Here is a 15,601-nt window from a genome sequence, read left to right as displayed (position 1 = left end):
TTTCACTGGAACTCAAGGACGAAGCAACCTGCCGCTAGCAGCGTCGCCGCCCTCGTTGTGGCGCTATATAGGGCGGACTAAGCCAAACTGTCAACGCCTAGATCAATAAAAATCCAGTTTTCTTTTCCACAGGGATAAAGTCGGAAATTTACTCCTTATTCATCAATCTGAACAGGTGATTCTGACGCGGAAGCCCATCCCATTCGCTCGGCGACATCATCCGCAAGCGCCCGCATCCGTCGGCCGATCTCCTTAATCACTTCGGGACGAGCCTCTGCCGCCATCATGGAAAGAGCAATGCCAGCGCTAGGGCGATGCGGCTGTTCATAGATTGCAGCGCCAATACAGAACATGCCTTCGCGCAACTGGCCGTCATCAAGGGAATAACCCTTCTCTTTTACACCAGCCATCTCGACTTCGAGTGCTTTCAGCGAAGCGACGCTCGCCGGTGTGGCGAGATCTGGCCAATGTTCCGGGAGATGACGCGCCCGCTCCTCATCCGGCATTGCCGCGAGCATCGCCTTGCCCGTCGCTGTAAAGACAGCGGGAACGCGCATGCCGATGCGGAACGTAATCCCGAGCGGCGCTGTGGAATTGCGACAGGACAGATAGATGACATCCGGACCGTCCAGATGTGAAAGCGTCAGCGTATAGGCGCCAAGCCCCTCTGCCTGCGCGACCGCCTCATGAAACACCTCGACAATATCGCTGCTCGCCAGAAAGACATTGGCCCAGCGCACCGACTGCGGCCCCATGGAAAAGCTGCCGTCATTATTGAACTTGAGAAGCTTCAGGTGAACCAATGTCTGGCAAAGCCCATGCACGCTGCTTTTAGGTAGCCCGGCCTGACGCGCAATATCGGATAGTTTCAGTGCCCCGCCCATGCCGTCACCGGCCTTGGCGATAAGATCCAGTATCTGTGCCGCGCGCATGACGGCGGGAACCAGTTTGAGGGAACCTGCCTCGTCGGTCATCGTTTCATTCCTATGCTAGCTCGCCATCCGCCCGACAGATCATCGGCTGACCGGTTGACTTTGGTCGCCTTGATCTGTTTAATTCAATATATCGAAGAGTGTTCGATATACTGAACAACCAATCAATGCAAGACTGGGACGGAACATCAGACATGATCACCTTGAAAGACCCTTCGCTGCTTCAATCGAAATGCCTGGTCGACGGTCGCTGGATCGACGCGGCTGACGGCAAGACGATCAATGTGACCAACCCGGCTGATGGCTCGGTGGTCGGCACTGTCCCGTCACTGTCAGTGGACACGATCAAGAACGCCATCGACGCTTCCGCCAAGGCGCTTCCCGTCTGGGCGGCGAAGACCGCCAAGGAGCGCGCTGGCATTCTGCGCAAGTGGTTCGACCTTATTGTCGCCAATGCCGATGATATTGCACTGATCATGACGTCGGAACAGGGCAAGCCTCTGGCCGAAGCGCGCGGTGAAGTGCTCTATGCCGCGTCTTTCATTGAATGGTTCGCGGAAGAAGCGAAGCGCGTCTATGGCGACACCATCCCTGCCCCACAGGTTGGACAGCGACTGACAGTCATCCGCCAGCCGGTCGGCGTCACCGCTGCAATCACACCATGGAACTTCCCCGCAGCCATGATCACCCGCAAGGCTGCACCGGCGCTGGCCGCTGGCTGCACGATGATCGTGCGCCCCGCCGATCTGACCCCGCTGACGGCTCTGGCGCTTGGCGTTCTGGCCGAGAAGGCTGGCATCCCTGCCGGTGTGTTGCAGATCGTGACTGGCAAGGCGCGTGAAATCGGCGCTGAACTGACCAGCAATGATATTGTGCGCAAGCTCTCCTTCACCGGCTCGACCGAAGTTGGCCGCCTGCTGATGGCACAGTGCGCACCGACGATCAAAAGAGTGTCGCTGGAACTCGGCGGCAATGCGCCGTTTATTGTCTTTGATGACGCTGATCTCGACGCCGCGGTGGAAGGCGCGATGATTTCCAAATATCGCAATGCCGGTCAGACCTGCGTCTGCGCCAACCGCATTTATGTTCAACGCGGCATTTATGACAAGTTCGCCGAGAAACTCGCTGAAAAGGTCAAGGCGCTGAAGGTCGGCAACGGCACTGAACCGGGCGTCGCCATCGGTCCGATGATCGAGGAAAAGGCGATCACCAAGGTCAAGGCGCATATCGAAGACGCTGTTTCGAAGGGCGCAAAGCTCATCACCGGCGGCAAGGAGTTGGGCGGCCTGTTCTTCGAACCGGGCATTCTCACCGGCGTGACCTCGGATATGGCCGTCGCGCAGGAAGAAACCTTCGGCCCGCTGGCGCCGCTCTTCGCCTTCGACACAGAAGAAGAAGTGCTGGCCATGGCCAATGATACGATCTTCGGTCTCGCCGCTTACTTCTATACTGAGAACTTCAGCCGTGCGATCCGCGTCGGCGAAGGCCTCGAATATGGCATGGTCGGCCACAATACCGGCCTGATCTCCAACGAAGTCGCTCCATTCGGCGGCGTCAAGCAATCCGGCCTCGGCCGCGAAGGCTCGAAATACGGCATCGAGGAATATCTCGAGACCAAATATATCTGCAGCGCCTACAAGCGCTGATTGTTGCCATGTAATGAATGAGACGGCGCGCATTGTTCGCGCCGTCTTTTTTATTTATAGACGGTGCAATCGCAACGACGGCTATCCGCCGCACATTATCCGGACAATCCATGCTGCGCCGCCTTTACGACTGGACGATCTCACTTGCCGCAAGAAAATCAGCCGAATGGTGGCTGGCCATCATCGCTTTCGTGGAAAGTTCGGTTTTCCTTGTTCCGGCGGATGTTCTGTTTCTGCCAATGGCGCTGGCCCGTCCGGAACGCGCCTGGCGCTATGCCTTTATCGCAACCGTTTCATCGGTGCTCGGCGGCATAGCGGGCTGGTATCTCGGCTATCATGCCTATGAACAGATCGCCAAGCCGGTACTGGAAATGTATGGCAAGCTCGACACGTTCGAGCAGTTGCGCGGCACGACCAGCGCCGACGCCATTTTGCTGATGCTGATCACATCGGGCCTTGCCCATCTGCCGCCGATCAAGGTGGTGACGATCCTGTCAGGTGCAGCAGGCGTCAATATCTGGCTGTTCATCGCATCCGCAATCGTTGCACGCGGCGCGCGCTTCTATTTCCTGGCCTGGCTGCTGCGCCGCTATGGTGAGCCGATCCGCCATTTCATCGAGAAGCGTCTCGGCCTGATCGCCAGTGCCGTAGCGGTCGTATTGATCGCCCTGTTTTTTGCTGTGAAATATCTTCATGCCTGATCCGGCTGCCTCACGCCGGTCAAAATAAATTGCTTGGAAACAAGCCTCTATCTTAGTTTAGCTGCATATAAAGAGCTGCGTCAGGAAATTTCATATGGCATTTGCACTCAATAATCCGGTCGGCAAGGTTCAGGCTTGGACCGCTGGCATCATGACCGTCGGACTGGCCGCAACCGTCGGCACCGCCCTTGGCTTCGAGCACCTAGCGGGCTTCATGCCATGCAAGCTCTGCCTTGAAGAGCGCACACCTTATTATATTGGCGTTCCGGTTCTGGCCGCAGCCTGGCTTTCTTACGGATTGAAGTGGCCGCCGATCCTGACGCGCGGCCTGATCCTGATCGGCGCACTTTTGATGACCTATGGTCTGGCGCTGGCCGCCTATCACACGGGCGTTGAGCTGAAATACTGGCCCGGCCCGACCGATTGCAGCGCGGCGACCATGAAGGTCACGCTGGATGCGGGCAATCTCTTAGGTGATCTCAACACGCATCCGCCTGCATGCGACAGCGCACCCGGCTTTTTCCTCGGTCTGTCCTTTGCCGGATGGAATGTTGTCGCAAGCCTGTTCTTTGCAGCCATCGGCTACTACGGCGCTTTTGCGAAGAGTGGGAAGTAAGGGAAGATTCTGAGGGGGCTTAGGTCTTCTTTTTTCGCATATTGTTGTCGCAAGATTGCTACGCGGTTTTGCGCAACATGCGTCAAGGCTCCAGTTCGACATCCCAATACAGAAAATCGAGCCAGCTATCGTGCAGATGGTTGGGCGGGAAAAGACGACCGTTATTGTGCAGATCCTGCACGGTCGGCATGACCGGCTTTTGACGCGGCCCCATATGCGCAGCGGCAGGCATGAGACCGCCCTTGCGCAAATTGCATGGTGAGCATGCGGCGACCACATTTTCCCACGTCGTCTCGCCGCCATGGCAACGCGGGGTGACGTGATCGAAGGTCAGGTCATGCGGAGAACCGCAATACTGGCACTCGAACCGATCACGCAAAAAGAGATTGAAGCGCGTAAACGCCGGATAGCGCGGCGGCTTCACATAATCCTTCAGGCAGATCACACTCGGAACACGCATGGAGAAAGACGGCGAGGAAACGATCTGATCGTATTCCGCGACGATATTCACGCGTTCGAGAAAGACCGCCTTGATCGCATCCTGCCATGACCAGAGCGACAAAGGATAATAACTGAGCGGACGATAATCCGCATTGAGGACCAGAGCGGGCAAGCCACTCGTCGAGACGGTCCGGGGTGAGACTGCAATGGTCAAGGACGCACCTCCTTCAGAGCAACTCCGAGAAAGGGCGAAATGACGACTTTCCAAGCGGAATTGCGCTCTTCATCGGAGCGCCGCGCGTCCATTGTGGGCGCAACAACGACGCTCCAAGAACCCGCGCATCGGTCCAAAAATCGAAATCGATTTTTGAAAGCCCGATGCGCATTTTCAAATAATTAGAGCACCTTTGTGCGCCCCATAGGGCGCACGGCGCTCTAAGGACGGAACTGCAATCAGCAGAAAATCAAGCTTCTGCGAATCGAAATACCGTCATCAGCTGATGCAGATAATGTAAGCCCGACGTGACAGGATTGTGAAGCGGAAACGCATTTATACCACCGGAAACACGCAACATTTACAGAAGCATCTACAAAAGTGGGGCCGCCTCGCGGCCCTTGATTGCCGCGTAATAGGCCCAGAACAATCGCGCCGCCACACCGCGCCAGGGTGCCCACTCTTCCGCCAGTAGCCGCAACGCTTTAGCGTCCGGGCGGGTTTCATGTGCGAAGGCATGACCAACGGCTGCTTGCAGCGCCACATCGCCCGCCGGAAACACATCCGGATGACCGGCTGCAAACAGCAGATAGACTTCCGCCGTCCAAGGTCCGATGCCCTTTATCGCCGTGAGAGCGGCAATGGCTTCCTCCGCAGGCAGGTCACAAAGCCCGTGCAGATCAAGCCCGTCCTCCACCAGCGCCTGCGAGACAGCCAGAAGCGTCCTTTGCTTGGGCCGCGACAGGCCTGCGAACCGCCATGCCTCCTCACCGCCATCGATATAGGCCTGCGGCGTCAGCGGATCGATCGCCTGTTTCAACCGCGCCCAGATGGCCGCAGCGCTTGCGGTTGAAACCTGCTGCGCCACGATAATGGAAGCCAGACTTTCAAAGCCGGGCTGTGAGCGGCGCAGCGGCACGGCATGGGCGCGGCTGCGTATATCGGCCAGCCGCACATCGGCAAGCACCAGCGCTTCGAGGCCAGCCTCAATATCGTCCAATGTATCGATGCGCTGCATGCTGTGGCCTTTCATTTCAATCGCCGACAAAGTACCAATGTGCCTCAATGACAATCAATAAGAACCGGCAACTGCCACAATCATGACCAGACCCGTCTTTCGCTTCGCACCAAGCCCCAATGGCCAATTGCACCTCGGCCATGCCTATTCAGCCCTTCTCAATGCACGCATGGCAAATGAAAACAACGGTCGTTTTCTGTTACGCATGGAAGACATCGACACGGCGCGCTGCACGCCGGAGCTTGAACAGGGCATTTACGACGATCTGCACTGGCTTGGCCTTTCATGGGAAGAGCCCGTGCGTCGCCAGTCGGAACATTTTGGCGAATATCGCAATGCGCTGACAAAACTGGCCGACAAGGGCCTCGTCTATCCAGCCTTTCTCAGCCGTGGCGAAGTGCGCGAGCGCATCGGTGAAGCCCATGCCAAGGGCAAGGACTGGCCGTCCGATCCCGACGGGACACCGCTTTATCCAAGCGGCGAGCGCAACCTCTCCGAAAAGGAGCGACTGGAACGGATCGTCTCCGGCGTTGCCTATGCCTGGCGTCTCGACATGGAAAAGGCTCTGGCCGCTGCGGGCGGGCCATTGTTCTGGCAGGAAAGCGGCGCCGGGCCCGATGGCGAAACCGGGCGTGTCGCTGCCGATCCCGCCAAATGGGGTGATGTGATCATCGCGCGCAAGGACACGCCGACCAGCTACCATCTTTCCGTGGTGGTGGACGATGCCCTGCAAGGCGTTACCCACGTCGTGCGCGGCAGTGATCTCTTCCATGCGACCGCCGTGCATCGTCTCCTGCAAAAGCTCCTCGACCTACCGGAACCACTTTATCACCACCACCATCTGGTGTTGGGTGATGACGGGCTGAAACTGTCGAAAAGCCGCAAGGATACCGCTCTTGCATCCCTGCGTGAACAGGGTTCCACCCCTGACGATATTCGCGACACGTTGAAACTGGAGCTGTGATTTTCGCCCCAGCGTCACAAATGATGTGCCCGCACACCGATTGACGAAAGCGCGCCAAAGCGGTTCAAAGGCAACAGGATAGCTGGCGCTAAAAGCGCTGGCGATAGTTGTGTTTACTCTGAAGGAGGCCAAGCCATGAGCAATTACGTCGAAATCGAAGGTTTGCGTGTTGCCCCGGAACTCGTGGAGTTTCTGGCCAAGGAGGCCGCTCCCGGCACCGGTGTGGATCCGGACACGTTCTGGAAAGGCTTTGCCGCCATCGTTCGCGATCTTGCCCCGAAGAACCGGGCGCTTCTGAAAAAGCGCGACGACATGCAGGCGAAGATCGACAGCTGGTACAAGGAAAACCGCGACAAGGGCTATAGCCAGGCGGATTACCAGCAGTTCCTCAAGGATATTGGTTACCTTCTGCCGGAAGGCGGCGAGTTCACCGTTTCGACCGCCAATGTTGATCCGGAAATCACCTATATTGCCGGTCCGCAGCTCGTCGTGCCGGTCATGAACGCACGCTATGCGCTCAACGCCGCCAATGCGCGTTGGGGTTCGCTTTATGATGCGCTTTACGGCACCGATGCGATTTCCGATGCCGATGGCGCGGAAAAGGGCAAGGGCTACAATCCGAAGCGCGGCGAGAAGGTCATCGCCTGGGCAAAGAAGTTCCTCGATGAAAGCGCACCGCTTGCCTCCGGCAAATGGGCGGAAGTCGCTGGCCTTTCCATCAAGGATGGCAAGCTCGACATCAAGCGCACCGATGGCTCCGTCACAGCTCTCAAAGACCCAAGCCAGTTCAAGGGCTATAATGGCGACGCCGCCAACCCGACCAACGTTCTGCTGGCCAAGAACAACATGCATGTCGACATCGTCGTCAATGCCGACCATCCGATCGGCAAGACCGATCCGGCGCATATTGCCGACATGGTTCTGGAATCGGCCATCAGCACGATTCAGGATTGCGAAGATTCGATTGCCGCTGTCGACGCCGAAGACAAGGTTGCAGTCTATCGCAACTGGCTCGGCCTGATGAACGGCAAGCTGGAAGACACGTTCGAAAAGAACGGCAAGCAGATGACACGCCGCCTCAATGGCGACCGCAGTTACAAGGGTGCAGATGGCTCCGACCTGACGCTCAAGGGCCGTTCGCTGATGCTGGTTCGCAATGTCGGTCACCTCATGACCAATCCGGCCATTCTTGACGCCGACGGCAATGAAGTGCCGGAAGGCATCATGGATGCCGCCTTCACCAGCCTGATCGCCCTGCACGATATCGGCCCGAATGGCCGTCACATGAATTCGCGCGAAGGCTCGGTCTATATCGTGAAGCCGAAGATGCACGGCCCGGAAGAAGTGGCTTTCGCCAATGAAATCTTCACCCGGACCGAAGAACTGCTCGGCATGCAGCCCAACACGCTCAAGATGGGCGTGATGGACGAGGAACGCCGCACGACGATCAATCTCAAGGAAGCCATTCGCGCCGCCAAGGATCGCGTCGTGTTCATCAATACCGGCTTCCTCGACCGCACCGGCGACGAGATCCACACCTCGATGGAAGCTGGTCCGATGATCCGCAAGGGCGACATGAAGCAGGCCGCATGGATCGGCGCTTATGAACAGTGGAATGTCGATATCGGTCTCGAATGCGGCCTTTCCGGCCACGCGCAGATCGGCAAGGGCATGTGGGCCATGCCTGACCTGATGGCGGCAATGCTGGAGCAGAAGATCGCCCATCCGAAGGCTGGTGCGAACACCGCCTGGGTGCCGTCGCCAACCGCCGCCACGCTGCACGCCACCCACTATCATCAGGTGGACGTTGCCGCCGTTCAGGCAAAGCTGAAGAGCCGCCCGCGCGCCAAGCTCGACGATATTCTGTCGGTGCCGGTCGCCAGCCGTCCGAATTGGACACCGGAAGATATCCAGAAGGAAATCGACAACAACGCGCAGGGCATTCTGGGCTATGTCGTGCGCTGGGTTGATCAGGGCGTCGGTTGCTCGAAGGTGCCTGACATCAACAATGTCGGCCTGATGGAAGACCGTGCGACGCTGCGCATTTCCGCACAGCACCTTGCCAACTGGCTCTACCATGGCGTTGTCACGGAAGCGCAGGTCATGGAAACCATGAAGCGCATGGCCGCTGTCGTTGACAAGCAGAATGAAGGCGATGTGCTCTATCGCCCGATGGCTGCCAACTTCGACAAGTCCATTGCCTTTCAGGCTGCCTGCGACCTCGTCTTTAAGGGCCGCGAACAGCCGAACGGTTATACCGAGCCGGTCCTGCATCGCCGCCGTTTGGAGCTGAAGGCACAGGGCTGATTCCACTATCGTGGAAATAGAGTGACAGCGGCGGGAGAAATCCCGCCGTTTTCGTATGCGAAATCGCTTGACTCCATTATAATAGATATTAATTCTAACATAATGGAAAACGCAATCGAACAACTCGACAATGCCATTGGCGAGAACCTGCGCCGCCTGCGTCTGGCACAAGGCATGACGCTGGATGCGCTGGGCGATGCTTCCGGTGTCAGCCGCGCCATGATCTCGCGGATTGAGCGCGGCGAGACAAGCCCGACGGCACAGCTTCTGGCACGCATTTGCGCCGCCCTTGGCACGTCGCTTTCAGCCTTTTTCGGCGATGCGGAAGCTCCCCCGTCGCCCTACCTTCCGCATGATCGCCAGCCCGTCTGGCGCGATCCGGACACCGGCTATGTGCGCCGGTCTGTTTCTCCCCCCGGCACCGGCTCGAATGTCGACATGATCGAGGTCGAGTTTCCGGCAGGCGGCAAGGTCACTTTCGCACCGCAGACCGCCAATGCTGGCATCACGCAGCATATGTGGCTCTTTGCCGGTGAGATGGAAATGACCGTCAGCGACACGCATTACAGCCTCAAGCCCGGCGACTGCCTTTATATGCCCATTATGGCGGGCATTACCTTTCACAATCCCGGCTCCATTCCCGCGCGCTACGCCATCGTGCTCGAACGCCGTGGCAGCCTCTGAAAGACCGACCAATGATTCACGTTCTCAATGCGGAAGAAGCAAAACGAGCCGTCCCCGCGCTCGCCGAAATCCTGGCGGATTGCGTCATGGGTGGCGCATCGGTCGGGTTCATGGCCCCGTGCGAGCCGCAGGATTTTACGCCTTACTGGACCCGTATCGCCCGCGAAGCCGAGAACGGCGATACGCTGCTCATCGTTGCTGAACATGACGGCGAGATCGCCGGCACGGTTCAGCTTGGTCTCGCACAAATGCCCAATCAGCCACATCGCGCCGACCTGAAAAAGCTGCTCGTCCATCGAAAGGCGCGCGGCCTTGGCCTTGCCCGCAAACTCCTGGAACAGGCTGAACTACAAGGTCGCAGCCGAGGTAAAACACTGATCTGTCTCGACACAGCAACCGGCAGTCCCGCCGAAGCGATCTATACGCATCTTGACTGGCAGCCTGTCGGCATCATTCCGAATTACGCGCTTTTCCCCGACGGTAGCCCCTGCGCCACCACGTTCTTCTACAAAGGCATCTGAAATGACACTCTCCATCCGCCATGCGACGGCAGCCGACCTCCCGACGCTCCTCGCCATCTATAATGATGCGGTCGAAAACACGCTTGCCATCTGGAACGAAACGCTCGTCGATCTGGAGAACCGGCGTCTGTGGCTGGAAAGCCGCAATCGCGACGGGTTCCCTGTGCTGGTGGCCGAGCGCGATGGCCAGGTCGTCGGCTATGCGAGCTATGGCCCGTTCCGGCCCTTTGAAGGTTTCCGCCATTCGTCCGAGCTCTCGGTCTATGTAGCAAGTGATGCGCGCGGCGGCGGCATTGGCCGCACTTTGCTGGCCGAACTGGTGGAAGAAGCGCGCCGCCGCAAGGTGCATGTGCTGGTGGCTGGTATTGAAGCGGGCAATGCCACATCCATCGCGCTGCATACATCGCAGGGCTTTGAGGATTGTGGCACCTTGAAACAAGTCGGCCAGAAATTCGGACGCTGGCTCGATCTGACCTTCATGCAGAAGATTCTCTGATCTATTCAATATAGAACAATAGAAAACGCAGCGGGTTATTGCCCTGCTGCGTTCTTTTTGTTTATACAAGCGCATTCGCAAGGACCCGGTGAAAGCCCGGGTGGCTCTTCTGGCCGCCGATCCGCCAGACAACGCAACAACATCCCCATTTTTACAATCGGCCATGTTGAATCGGACGGCTTTCAACGCCTGTCCTCTATTTGCGGAAAATTCAATGACACGTCTTGCTGCCTACCGCCGCGAGTGGTTCTCCAATATTCGCGGCGATATTCTTTCCGGCATCGTCGTAGCACTTGCCCTTATTCCGGAAGCCATCGGCTTTTCGGTCATCGCCGGGGTCGATCCAAAAATCGGCCTTTTTGCCTCCTTCGCCATTGCCTGCGTTTCCGCCTTTACCGGCGGTCGCCCTGGCATGATTTCAGCCGCCACGGCTGCAACTGCCGTGGTGATGGTCTCGCTCGTCAAGGAACACGGGCTGCAATATCTCTTTGCCGCAACGATCCTGATGGGATTCCTGCAAATCCTTGCAGGTTTCCTGAAACTCGGCCGCCTGATGCGCTTCGTATCGCGGTCGGTCATCACCGGCTTCGTCAATGCCTTGGCGATCCTCATTTTCATGGCGCAGTTGCCGGAACTGATCCATGTGCCGGTCCAGACCTATTGGATGATCGCGGGCGGCCTAGCCATCATCTATCTGTTCCCGCGCCTGACCAGGGCGATCCCCTCGCCGCTGGTTGCCATTGCTGTTCTCACCGCACTGGCCTGGTGGAGCGGGATGGATCTTCGAACCGTGGGCGATCTGGGTGAATTGCCATCCGCATTGCCGGTTTTCGCCCTGCCGCAAGTGCCGCTGACGCTCGAAACCTTGCAGATCATTCTGCCCTATTCGATCACGCTCGCGGCGGTCGGGCTGCTCGAATCGCTGATGACCGCCCAGATTGTCGACGACATGACCGACACGACCAGCAACAAGAGCCAGGAATGCATCGGTCAGGGCACGAGTAATATCGCCTCGGCGCTGATTGGCGGTATGGGCGGCTGCGCGATGATCGGGCAATCGGTGATCAATGTTTCGTCTGGCGGACGCGGCAGACTTTCGACCTTTGTGGCGGGCGCCTTTCTGCTGTTCCTGATTCTCGTTCTCGACGATCTCGTGCGCATCATTCCGATGGCGGCACTGGTGGCCGTGATGATCATGGTGTCCATTGGCACATTCTCGTGGCGGTCGATCCTCGATCTGCGTCGCAACCCGCCTTCCTCGTCCTTCGTCATGCTGGCAACGGTCGTCACCGTCGTTTCAACGCATGATCTGGCCAAAGGCGTGCTTGTTGGCGTTCTGCTTTCCGGTGTGTTCTTCGCGGGCAAGGTCGCAAAGATGTTCCGCGTCACCGAGACCGAAAACAGCGACGGCAGCGAACGCATCTACACCGTTCAGGGCCAGATTTTCTTCGCTTCGGCGCAGAATTTCATCGCCGCGTTCGATTTCTCCAAGCCTGCGAAAAAGGTCACCATTGATGTCAGCCATGCGCATCTGTGGGACATCACTTCGGTTGGCGCGCTGGACAAGGTTGTCCTGAAATATCGCGCCAGCGGCACCGATGTATCGGTGATCGGCTTTAATGAAGCCAGCGCTGAGATGGTGGATCGCTTCGCCGTGCATGACAAGGAACTGAGTGCCGCCAAGCTGGCGGCGCACTAATGTATAAAAGAAAGGGCCGCTTATGCGGCCCTTTTGTCAGCTCCTGTGTGGAACAGCGTCCCCAACCGGCAAATCATCAAGGCCAATGGCCCCTTCCACCTGATCACTGCGCGCCATGAGATAGAAGCCGAGACCGCTGGTCAGCACTGCGATGAACACCAGATACCAGGCATGCGCCATCGGGTTGACCGCCAGAAATGATGTGACCACCACCGGTGTCAGGCCGCCGAATACCGCATAGGAAATGTTATAGGAGAACGACAGGCCCGAGAACCGAACAGGGGCCGGGAACGCGCGGACCATGACATAGGGCACTGCGCCAACCATGCCGACGGAAAGTCCCATGACCGCATAAAGCGCAAACAGCACCGGCAGCGATGTGCCGGCAAAGCTGTAGAAAACGAAGGTGGCAACGCCGAAGAACACACCGGCCACCGCAAAGAAGCGTCCGCTGCCGATACGATCAACAATCGATCCGGCAGTCACCGTACCGAACATCAGGAAAAGCGTGCCGAAGCTGGTCGCGGCAAGCGACTGCAACGGGCTGTAGCCGTAAAGTTTCTGCAGGAAGGTTGCCGTCATCAGCGTGGTCACGACGATACCGGCTGACAGAATCCAGGTCAGAAGCACGGAGATGACAACGCCATGCATATGCTCGCGCAGCACCGTCTTGAGCGGCAGCTTGTCTTTCAGCAAATGGCTGTTCTTCATTTCGGTAAAGATCGGCGTTTCAGCCAACCAGCGCCGCAGATAAACCGCGAGCAGGCCAAAAATACCGCCGATGAAGAACGGAATGCGCCATGCATAGGCGGACAGTTCTTCCGGGGTGAAAATCCAGTTGATGGCCGTCGCGATCAGCGAACCGATCATGATGCCGAGTGTCAGGCCGGAACAGAGGAAGCCGCATGCCATGCCGACGCGATTGGCAGGCACATGTTCCGCCACGAAGGTCCAGGCGCCAGGAACTTCGCCGCCAATGGCCGCGCCCTGCAACATGCGGAAGACGATCAGCAGGATTGGCGCGCCGACACCCAGCGTCGCATAGGTGGGCAGGCAGGCCATGGCCAATGTCGAGATCGACATCAGAAACACCGAAAAGGCGAAAACCCGCTTGCGACCAAACTTGTCGCCGAAATGCGCCAGCACGATGCCGCCGACCGGGCGCACCAAATAACCGGCTGCAAAAATGCCGAAAGTCTGGATCATGACCAGCCAGTCCGGCATGTCCGGCGGAAAGAACAAGTGCCCGATCACACTGGCAAAGAACACGAAGATGATAAAATCATAAAACTCCAGCGCGCCGCCGAGGGCCGAAAGGCCGAGGGTGCGGAAATCCTGTCCATTGAGCGGACGGGGGCTATTGCCTTGCGCGTGTGTGTTCATCGATGCCATCGATCCTGTTCTTTTCCGGCTTTTTCATCATGTCATTGCTTTGCAAAACCCCGTTTTGCCGGGGCCGAAATGTAATGCGCCAAACAGGCCCGCATCGCAAGGCTTGACTTTTAGCTGACTCATTATAACTTTAGAATAATTCTAAACTGATGGATTTAATTATGCTGAGTCGATTTTTCCGCAACGGTCGCCGCCCGTTCGATTCGCTTTCCGAACAGGAAATACTGGCGCTTGCCATCTCGTCCGAAGAGGACGACGCCCGCATCTATCTTGCTTACGCCGATGGGCTTCGTGAGGAATTCCCGCAATCGGCCAAGATTTTCGAGCAGATGGCGGAAGAAGAACACGGGCACCGCGATGCGTTGATCGAGCGGCACCGGGCGCGTTTTGGCGACCATATTCCGCTCATTCGCCGCGAACATGTCAGCGGCTATTACGACCGCAAGCCCGACTGGCTGGTGCGACCGCTGGGTATCGACAAGGTGCGCGACGCAGCGTCTGAAATGGAAGATCAGGCCTATCGCTTCTATGTCGAGGCGGCGAAGCGCGTCACCGATGCGGGCACGCGCAAGCTTCTGGGCGATCTGGCGCTTCAGGAAAAGCAGCACGAGGTCAAAGCCGAATCGCTGGAACATGAACTGACACCGGAAACCGTGCAGGACGAGGAACGTGCGCTTGAGCGCAAGCAACTCATCCTCACTTATGTCCAGCCGGGTCTTGCGGGCCTGATGGACGGCTCTGTCTCCACCCTTGCGCCAATCTTCGCTGCCGCCTTCGCTACGCAGGACACCTGGCAGACCTTTCTGGTCGGCCTGTCAGCCTCGGTCGGCGCAGGTATTTCGATGGGTTTCACGGAAGCCATACATGATGACGGTAAGCTGTCAGGTCGCGGATCGCCGATCAAGCGCGGCCTGTCTTGCGGCATCATGACGGCGCTCGGCGGCCTCGGCCACGCCTTGCCCTATCTGATCACGGATTTCTGGACGGCTACATCTCTGGCGGTCGTTATCGTGTTCTTTGAACTCTGGGCGATTGCCTTCATCCAGAACCGCTTCATGGAAACGCCATTCTTCCGCTCGGTCCTGCAAGTGGTGTTGGGTGGTGCGCTCGTTCTCGCCGCGGGCATTCTGATTGGCAACGCCTAGGCTGTTGCAACACCCTGAGGAGGCGACATCGCCCCCTCAAAACCGTCGATGGCGATGCGGCCCTGCCGGGAAACGGTGACAAAACTGTTTGCCGGTACAGCCATCCAGTTACCAGCTTCGCCATCCAGCGGCTCCGACACCACACAGATGCCGGACGACGCACCAAGCGTCGCCGTGTAAAGCGTAGGCGCAAAGGCGTCAGTGGCATAGCGGATTGCATAAAGCTGATTGCCGTCTGAGAAAGCAGCAGTCAGCCGCAGAAACGGCGGCACATCGGCCTTCCCGGCCTCATCCACAATGGTGGAGACCATGCGCTTCATGGCCTGAACCGGATCGCTGTCGAGGCCGAATTCCAGCATCAGCAGAAAGATCAGTTCGGAATCGGTTGCGCCGTGCTTCTGCGAATAGACATGATCGCTCAGATGCGCTTCCAGCCTGCGACGCAGCCGGTCGAAATTGCCGATTTGCCCGTTATGCATGAAGCTCCAGCGCCCGGAAACAAACGGGTGGCAGTTGGAGCGGCTGGTCAGCCCGCCTGTCGAGGCGCGCACATGCGCAAGAAAAAGGCGCGACCTTATCTGTCGCGCCAGACTACCCAGATTCTGATCGGACCATGCGGGCAAAATATCCCGATAGAGGCCCGGCTCGGTGCGATGCCCATACCAGGCGACGCCGAAACCGTCGCCATTGGTGCGTGTTTTGGCTTCATGTGCGTCGTGGCTCTGCGCCACGAGCGAATGACAGGGAGACGAAATAATGTCTTCCAGATAGGTCTCAGGTCCGAGATAGGCGGCCCAACGGCACATGTGCGATCCGATGCTTGAA

General features: G+C 58.0%; 15 protein-coding genes and 1 other annotated feature. Of the genes, 10 read left to right on the top strand and 5 right to left on the bottom strand.

Annotated elements, in window-relative coordinates; all coding sequences use genetic code 11:
- Positions 1-155 precede the first annotated feature (155 nt).
- Positions 156-974, bottom strand: coding sequence for an IclR family transcriptional regulator (locus tag QBD01_RS23755; protein WP_280994793.1), 819 nt, complete (start codon positions 972-974; stop codon positions 156-158).
- Positions 975-1,126: 152 nt separating this feature from the next.
- On the opposite strand from QBD01_RS23755, the gene QBD01_RS23750 reads away from it, so the two are divergent.
- From QBD01_RS23750 to QBD01_RS23740, 3 genes are all read left to right on the top strand, one after another.
- Positions 1,127-2,578 carry an NAD-dependent succinate-semialdehyde dehydrogenase gene (locus QBD01_RS23750; protein ID WP_280994792.1) on the top strand — a complete coding sequence of 484 codons (1,452 nt, stop codon included), beginning with the start codon at positions 1,127-1,129 and terminating at the stop codon, positions 2,576-2,578.
- Positions 2,579-2,688: 110 nt separating this feature from the next.
- Positions 2,689-3,279: a YqaA family protein gene (locus QBD01_RS23745; RefSeq protein WP_182521623.1), complete on the top strand. Its 591-nt coding sequence runs from the start codon at positions 2,689-2,691 to the stop codon at positions 3,277-3,279.
- Between the two features lie 94 nt (positions 3,280-3,373).
- Positions 3,374-3,895, top strand: a complete 522-nt coding sequence (locus tag QBD01_RS23740; protein WP_078339433.1) for a disulfide bond formation protein B — start codon at positions 3,374-3,376, stop codon at positions 3,893-3,895.
- Between the two features lie 82 nt (positions 3,896-3,977).
- On the opposite strand, the gene QBD01_RS23735 is transcribed toward QBD01_RS23740, so the two are convergent.
- Positions 3,978-4,550: an HNH endonuclease gene (locus QBD01_RS23735; protein ID WP_280994791.1), complete on the bottom strand. Its 573-nt coding sequence runs from the start codon at positions 4,548-4,550 to the stop codon at positions 3,978-3,980.
- Positions 4,551-4,923: 373 nt separating this feature from the next.
- On the bottom strand, positions 4,924-5,568 hold the full coding sequence (locus QBD01_RS23730) for a DNA-3-methyladenine glycosylase (RefSeq protein WP_280994796.1): 645 nt from the start codon (positions 5,566-5,568) through the stop codon (positions 4,924-4,926).
- 82 nt (positions 5,569-5,650) lie between these two features.
- Between QBD01_RS23730 and gluQRS the strand changes: the two genes are divergently transcribed.
- From gluQRS to QBD01_RS23700, 6 genes are all read left to right on the top strand, one after another.
- Positions 5,651-6,532, top strand: a complete 882-nt coding sequence (gluQRS, locus tag QBD01_RS23725) for a tRNA glutamyl-Q(34) synthetase GluQRS (RefSeq protein WP_280994790.1) — start codon at positions 5,651-5,653, stop codon at positions 6,530-6,532.
- 135 nt (positions 6,533-6,667) lie between these two features.
- Positions 6,668-8,839 (top strand): malate synthase G, encoded by a 2,172-nt coding sequence (locus QBD01_RS23720; protein WP_280994789.1) that lies wholly within the window; start codon positions 6,668-6,670, stop codon positions 8,837-8,839.
- A 102-nt stretch (positions 8,840-8,941) separates the two neighbouring features.
- Entirely contained in the window at positions 8,942-9,523 is a 582-nt protein-coding gene (locus tag QBD01_RS23715) for an XRE family transcriptional regulator (protein ID WP_280994788.1), read from the top strand.
- A gap of 11 nt (positions 9,524-9,534) precedes the next feature.
- A complete protein-coding gene (locus QBD01_RS23710) occupies positions 9,535-10,044 on the top strand; it encodes a GNAT family N-acetyltransferase (protein ID WP_280994787.1) in 510 nt (169 codons plus the stop codon).
- Between the two features lies 1 nt (position 10,045).
- Positions 10,046-10,540: an N-acetyltransferase family protein gene (locus tag QBD01_RS23705; RefSeq protein WP_280994786.1), complete on the top strand. Its 495-nt coding sequence runs from the start codon at positions 10,046-10,048 to the stop codon at positions 10,538-10,540.
- A gap of 78 nt (positions 10,541-10,618) precedes the next feature.
- Positions 10,619-10,674: a sequence feature (sul1 is cis-regulatory element that is thought to sense ions involved in sulfur or methionine metabolism; They are found in Alphaproteobacteria), on the top strand.
- Between the two features lie 80 nt (positions 10,675-10,754).
- Positions 10,755-12,239 (top strand): SulP family inorganic anion transporter, encoded by a 1,485-nt coding sequence (locus tag QBD01_RS23700; protein ID WP_280994785.1) that lies wholly within the window; start codon positions 10,755-10,757, stop codon positions 12,237-12,239.
- A gap of 36 nt (positions 12,240-12,275) precedes the next feature.
- Here QBD01_RS23700 and QBD01_RS23695 read toward each other — a convergent pair whose 3' ends face one another.
- Positions 12,276-13,631, bottom strand: coding sequence for an MFS transporter (locus QBD01_RS23695; protein ID WP_280994784.1), 1,356 nt, complete (start codon positions 13,629-13,631; stop codon positions 12,276-12,278).
- A gap of 161 nt (positions 13,632-13,792) precedes the next feature.
- Between QBD01_RS23695 and mbfA the strand changes: the two genes are divergently transcribed.
- Positions 13,793-14,776: an iron exporter MbfA gene (gene mbfA, locus QBD01_RS23690; protein ID WP_280994783.1), complete on the top strand. Its 984-nt coding sequence runs from the start codon at positions 13,793-13,795 to the stop codon at positions 14,774-14,776.
- On the opposite strand, the gene QBD01_RS23685 is transcribed toward mbfA, so the two are convergent.
- Positions 14,773-15,582, bottom strand: a complete 810-nt coding sequence (locus QBD01_RS23685) for a class II glutamine amidotransferase (protein ID WP_280994782.1) — start codon at positions 15,580-15,582, stop codon at positions 14,773-14,775. The genes mbfA and QBD01_RS23685 overlap by 4 nt on opposite strands.
- Positions 15,583-15,601: the final 19 nt, after the last annotated feature.

Source organism: Ochrobactrum sp. 19YEA23 (assembly GCF_029909865.1).
GTDB classification, from domain to species: domain Bacteria; phylum Pseudomonadota; class Alphaproteobacteria; order Rhizobiales; family Rhizobiaceae; genus Brucella; species Brucella gambitense.
The sequence above is the reverse complement of the archived record's forward strand: the minus strand, read 5'-3'. Positions and strand labels throughout refer to the sequence as shown.

Coding starts and splice junctions, on each gene's coding strand:
- QBD01_RS23730 (WP_280994796.1), bottom strand. CDS start 5,568: ATGCAGCGCATCGATACATTGGACGATATTGAGGCTGGCCTCGAAGCG.
- mbfA (WP_280994783.1), top strand. CDS start 13,793: ATGCTGAGTCGATTTTTCCGCAACGGTCGCCGCCCGTTCGATTCGCTT.
- QBD01_RS23745 (WP_182521623.1), top strand. CDS start 2,689: ATGCTGCGCCGCCTTTACGACTGGACGATCTCACTTGCCGCAAGAAAA.
- QBD01_RS23740 (WP_078339433.1), top strand. CDS start 3,374: ATGGCATTTGCACTCAATAATCCGGTCGGCAAGGTTCAGGCTTGGACC.
- QBD01_RS23720 (WP_280994789.1), top strand. CDS start 6,668: ATGAGCAATTACGTCGAAATCGAAGGTTTGCGTGTTGCCCCGGAACTC.
- QBD01_RS23700 (WP_280994785.1), top strand. CDS start 10,755: ATGACACGTCTTGCTGCCTACCGCCGCGAGTGGTTCTCCAATATTCGC.
- QBD01_RS23750 (WP_280994792.1), top strand. CDS start 1,127: ATGATCACCTTGAAAGACCCTTCGCTGCTTCAATCGAAATGCCTGGTC.
- QBD01_RS23710 (WP_280994787.1), top strand. CDS start 9,535: ATGATTCACGTTCTCAATGCGGAAGAAGCAAAACGAGCCGTCCCCGCG.
- QBD01_RS23695 (WP_280994784.1), bottom strand. CDS start 13,631: ATGGCATCGATGAACACACACGCGCAAGGCAATAGCCCCCGTCCGCTC.
- QBD01_RS23755 (WP_280994793.1), bottom strand. CDS start 974: ATGACCGACGAGGCAGGTTCCCTCAAACTGGTTCCCGCCGTCATGCGC.
- gluQRS (WP_280994790.1), top strand. CDS start 5,651: ATGACCAGACCCGTCTTTCGCTTCGCACCAAGCCCCAATGGCCAATTG.
- QBD01_RS23715 (WP_280994788.1), top strand. CDS start 8,942: ATGGAAAACGCAATCGAACAACTCGACAATGCCATTGGCGAGAACCTG.
- QBD01_RS23705 (WP_280994786.1), top strand. CDS start 10,046: ATGACACTCTCCATCCGCCATGCGACGGCAGCCGACCTCCCGACGCTC.
- QBD01_RS23685 (WP_280994782.1), bottom strand. CDS start 15,582: ATGTGCCGTTGGGCCGCCTATCTCGGACCTGAGACCTATCTGGAAGAC.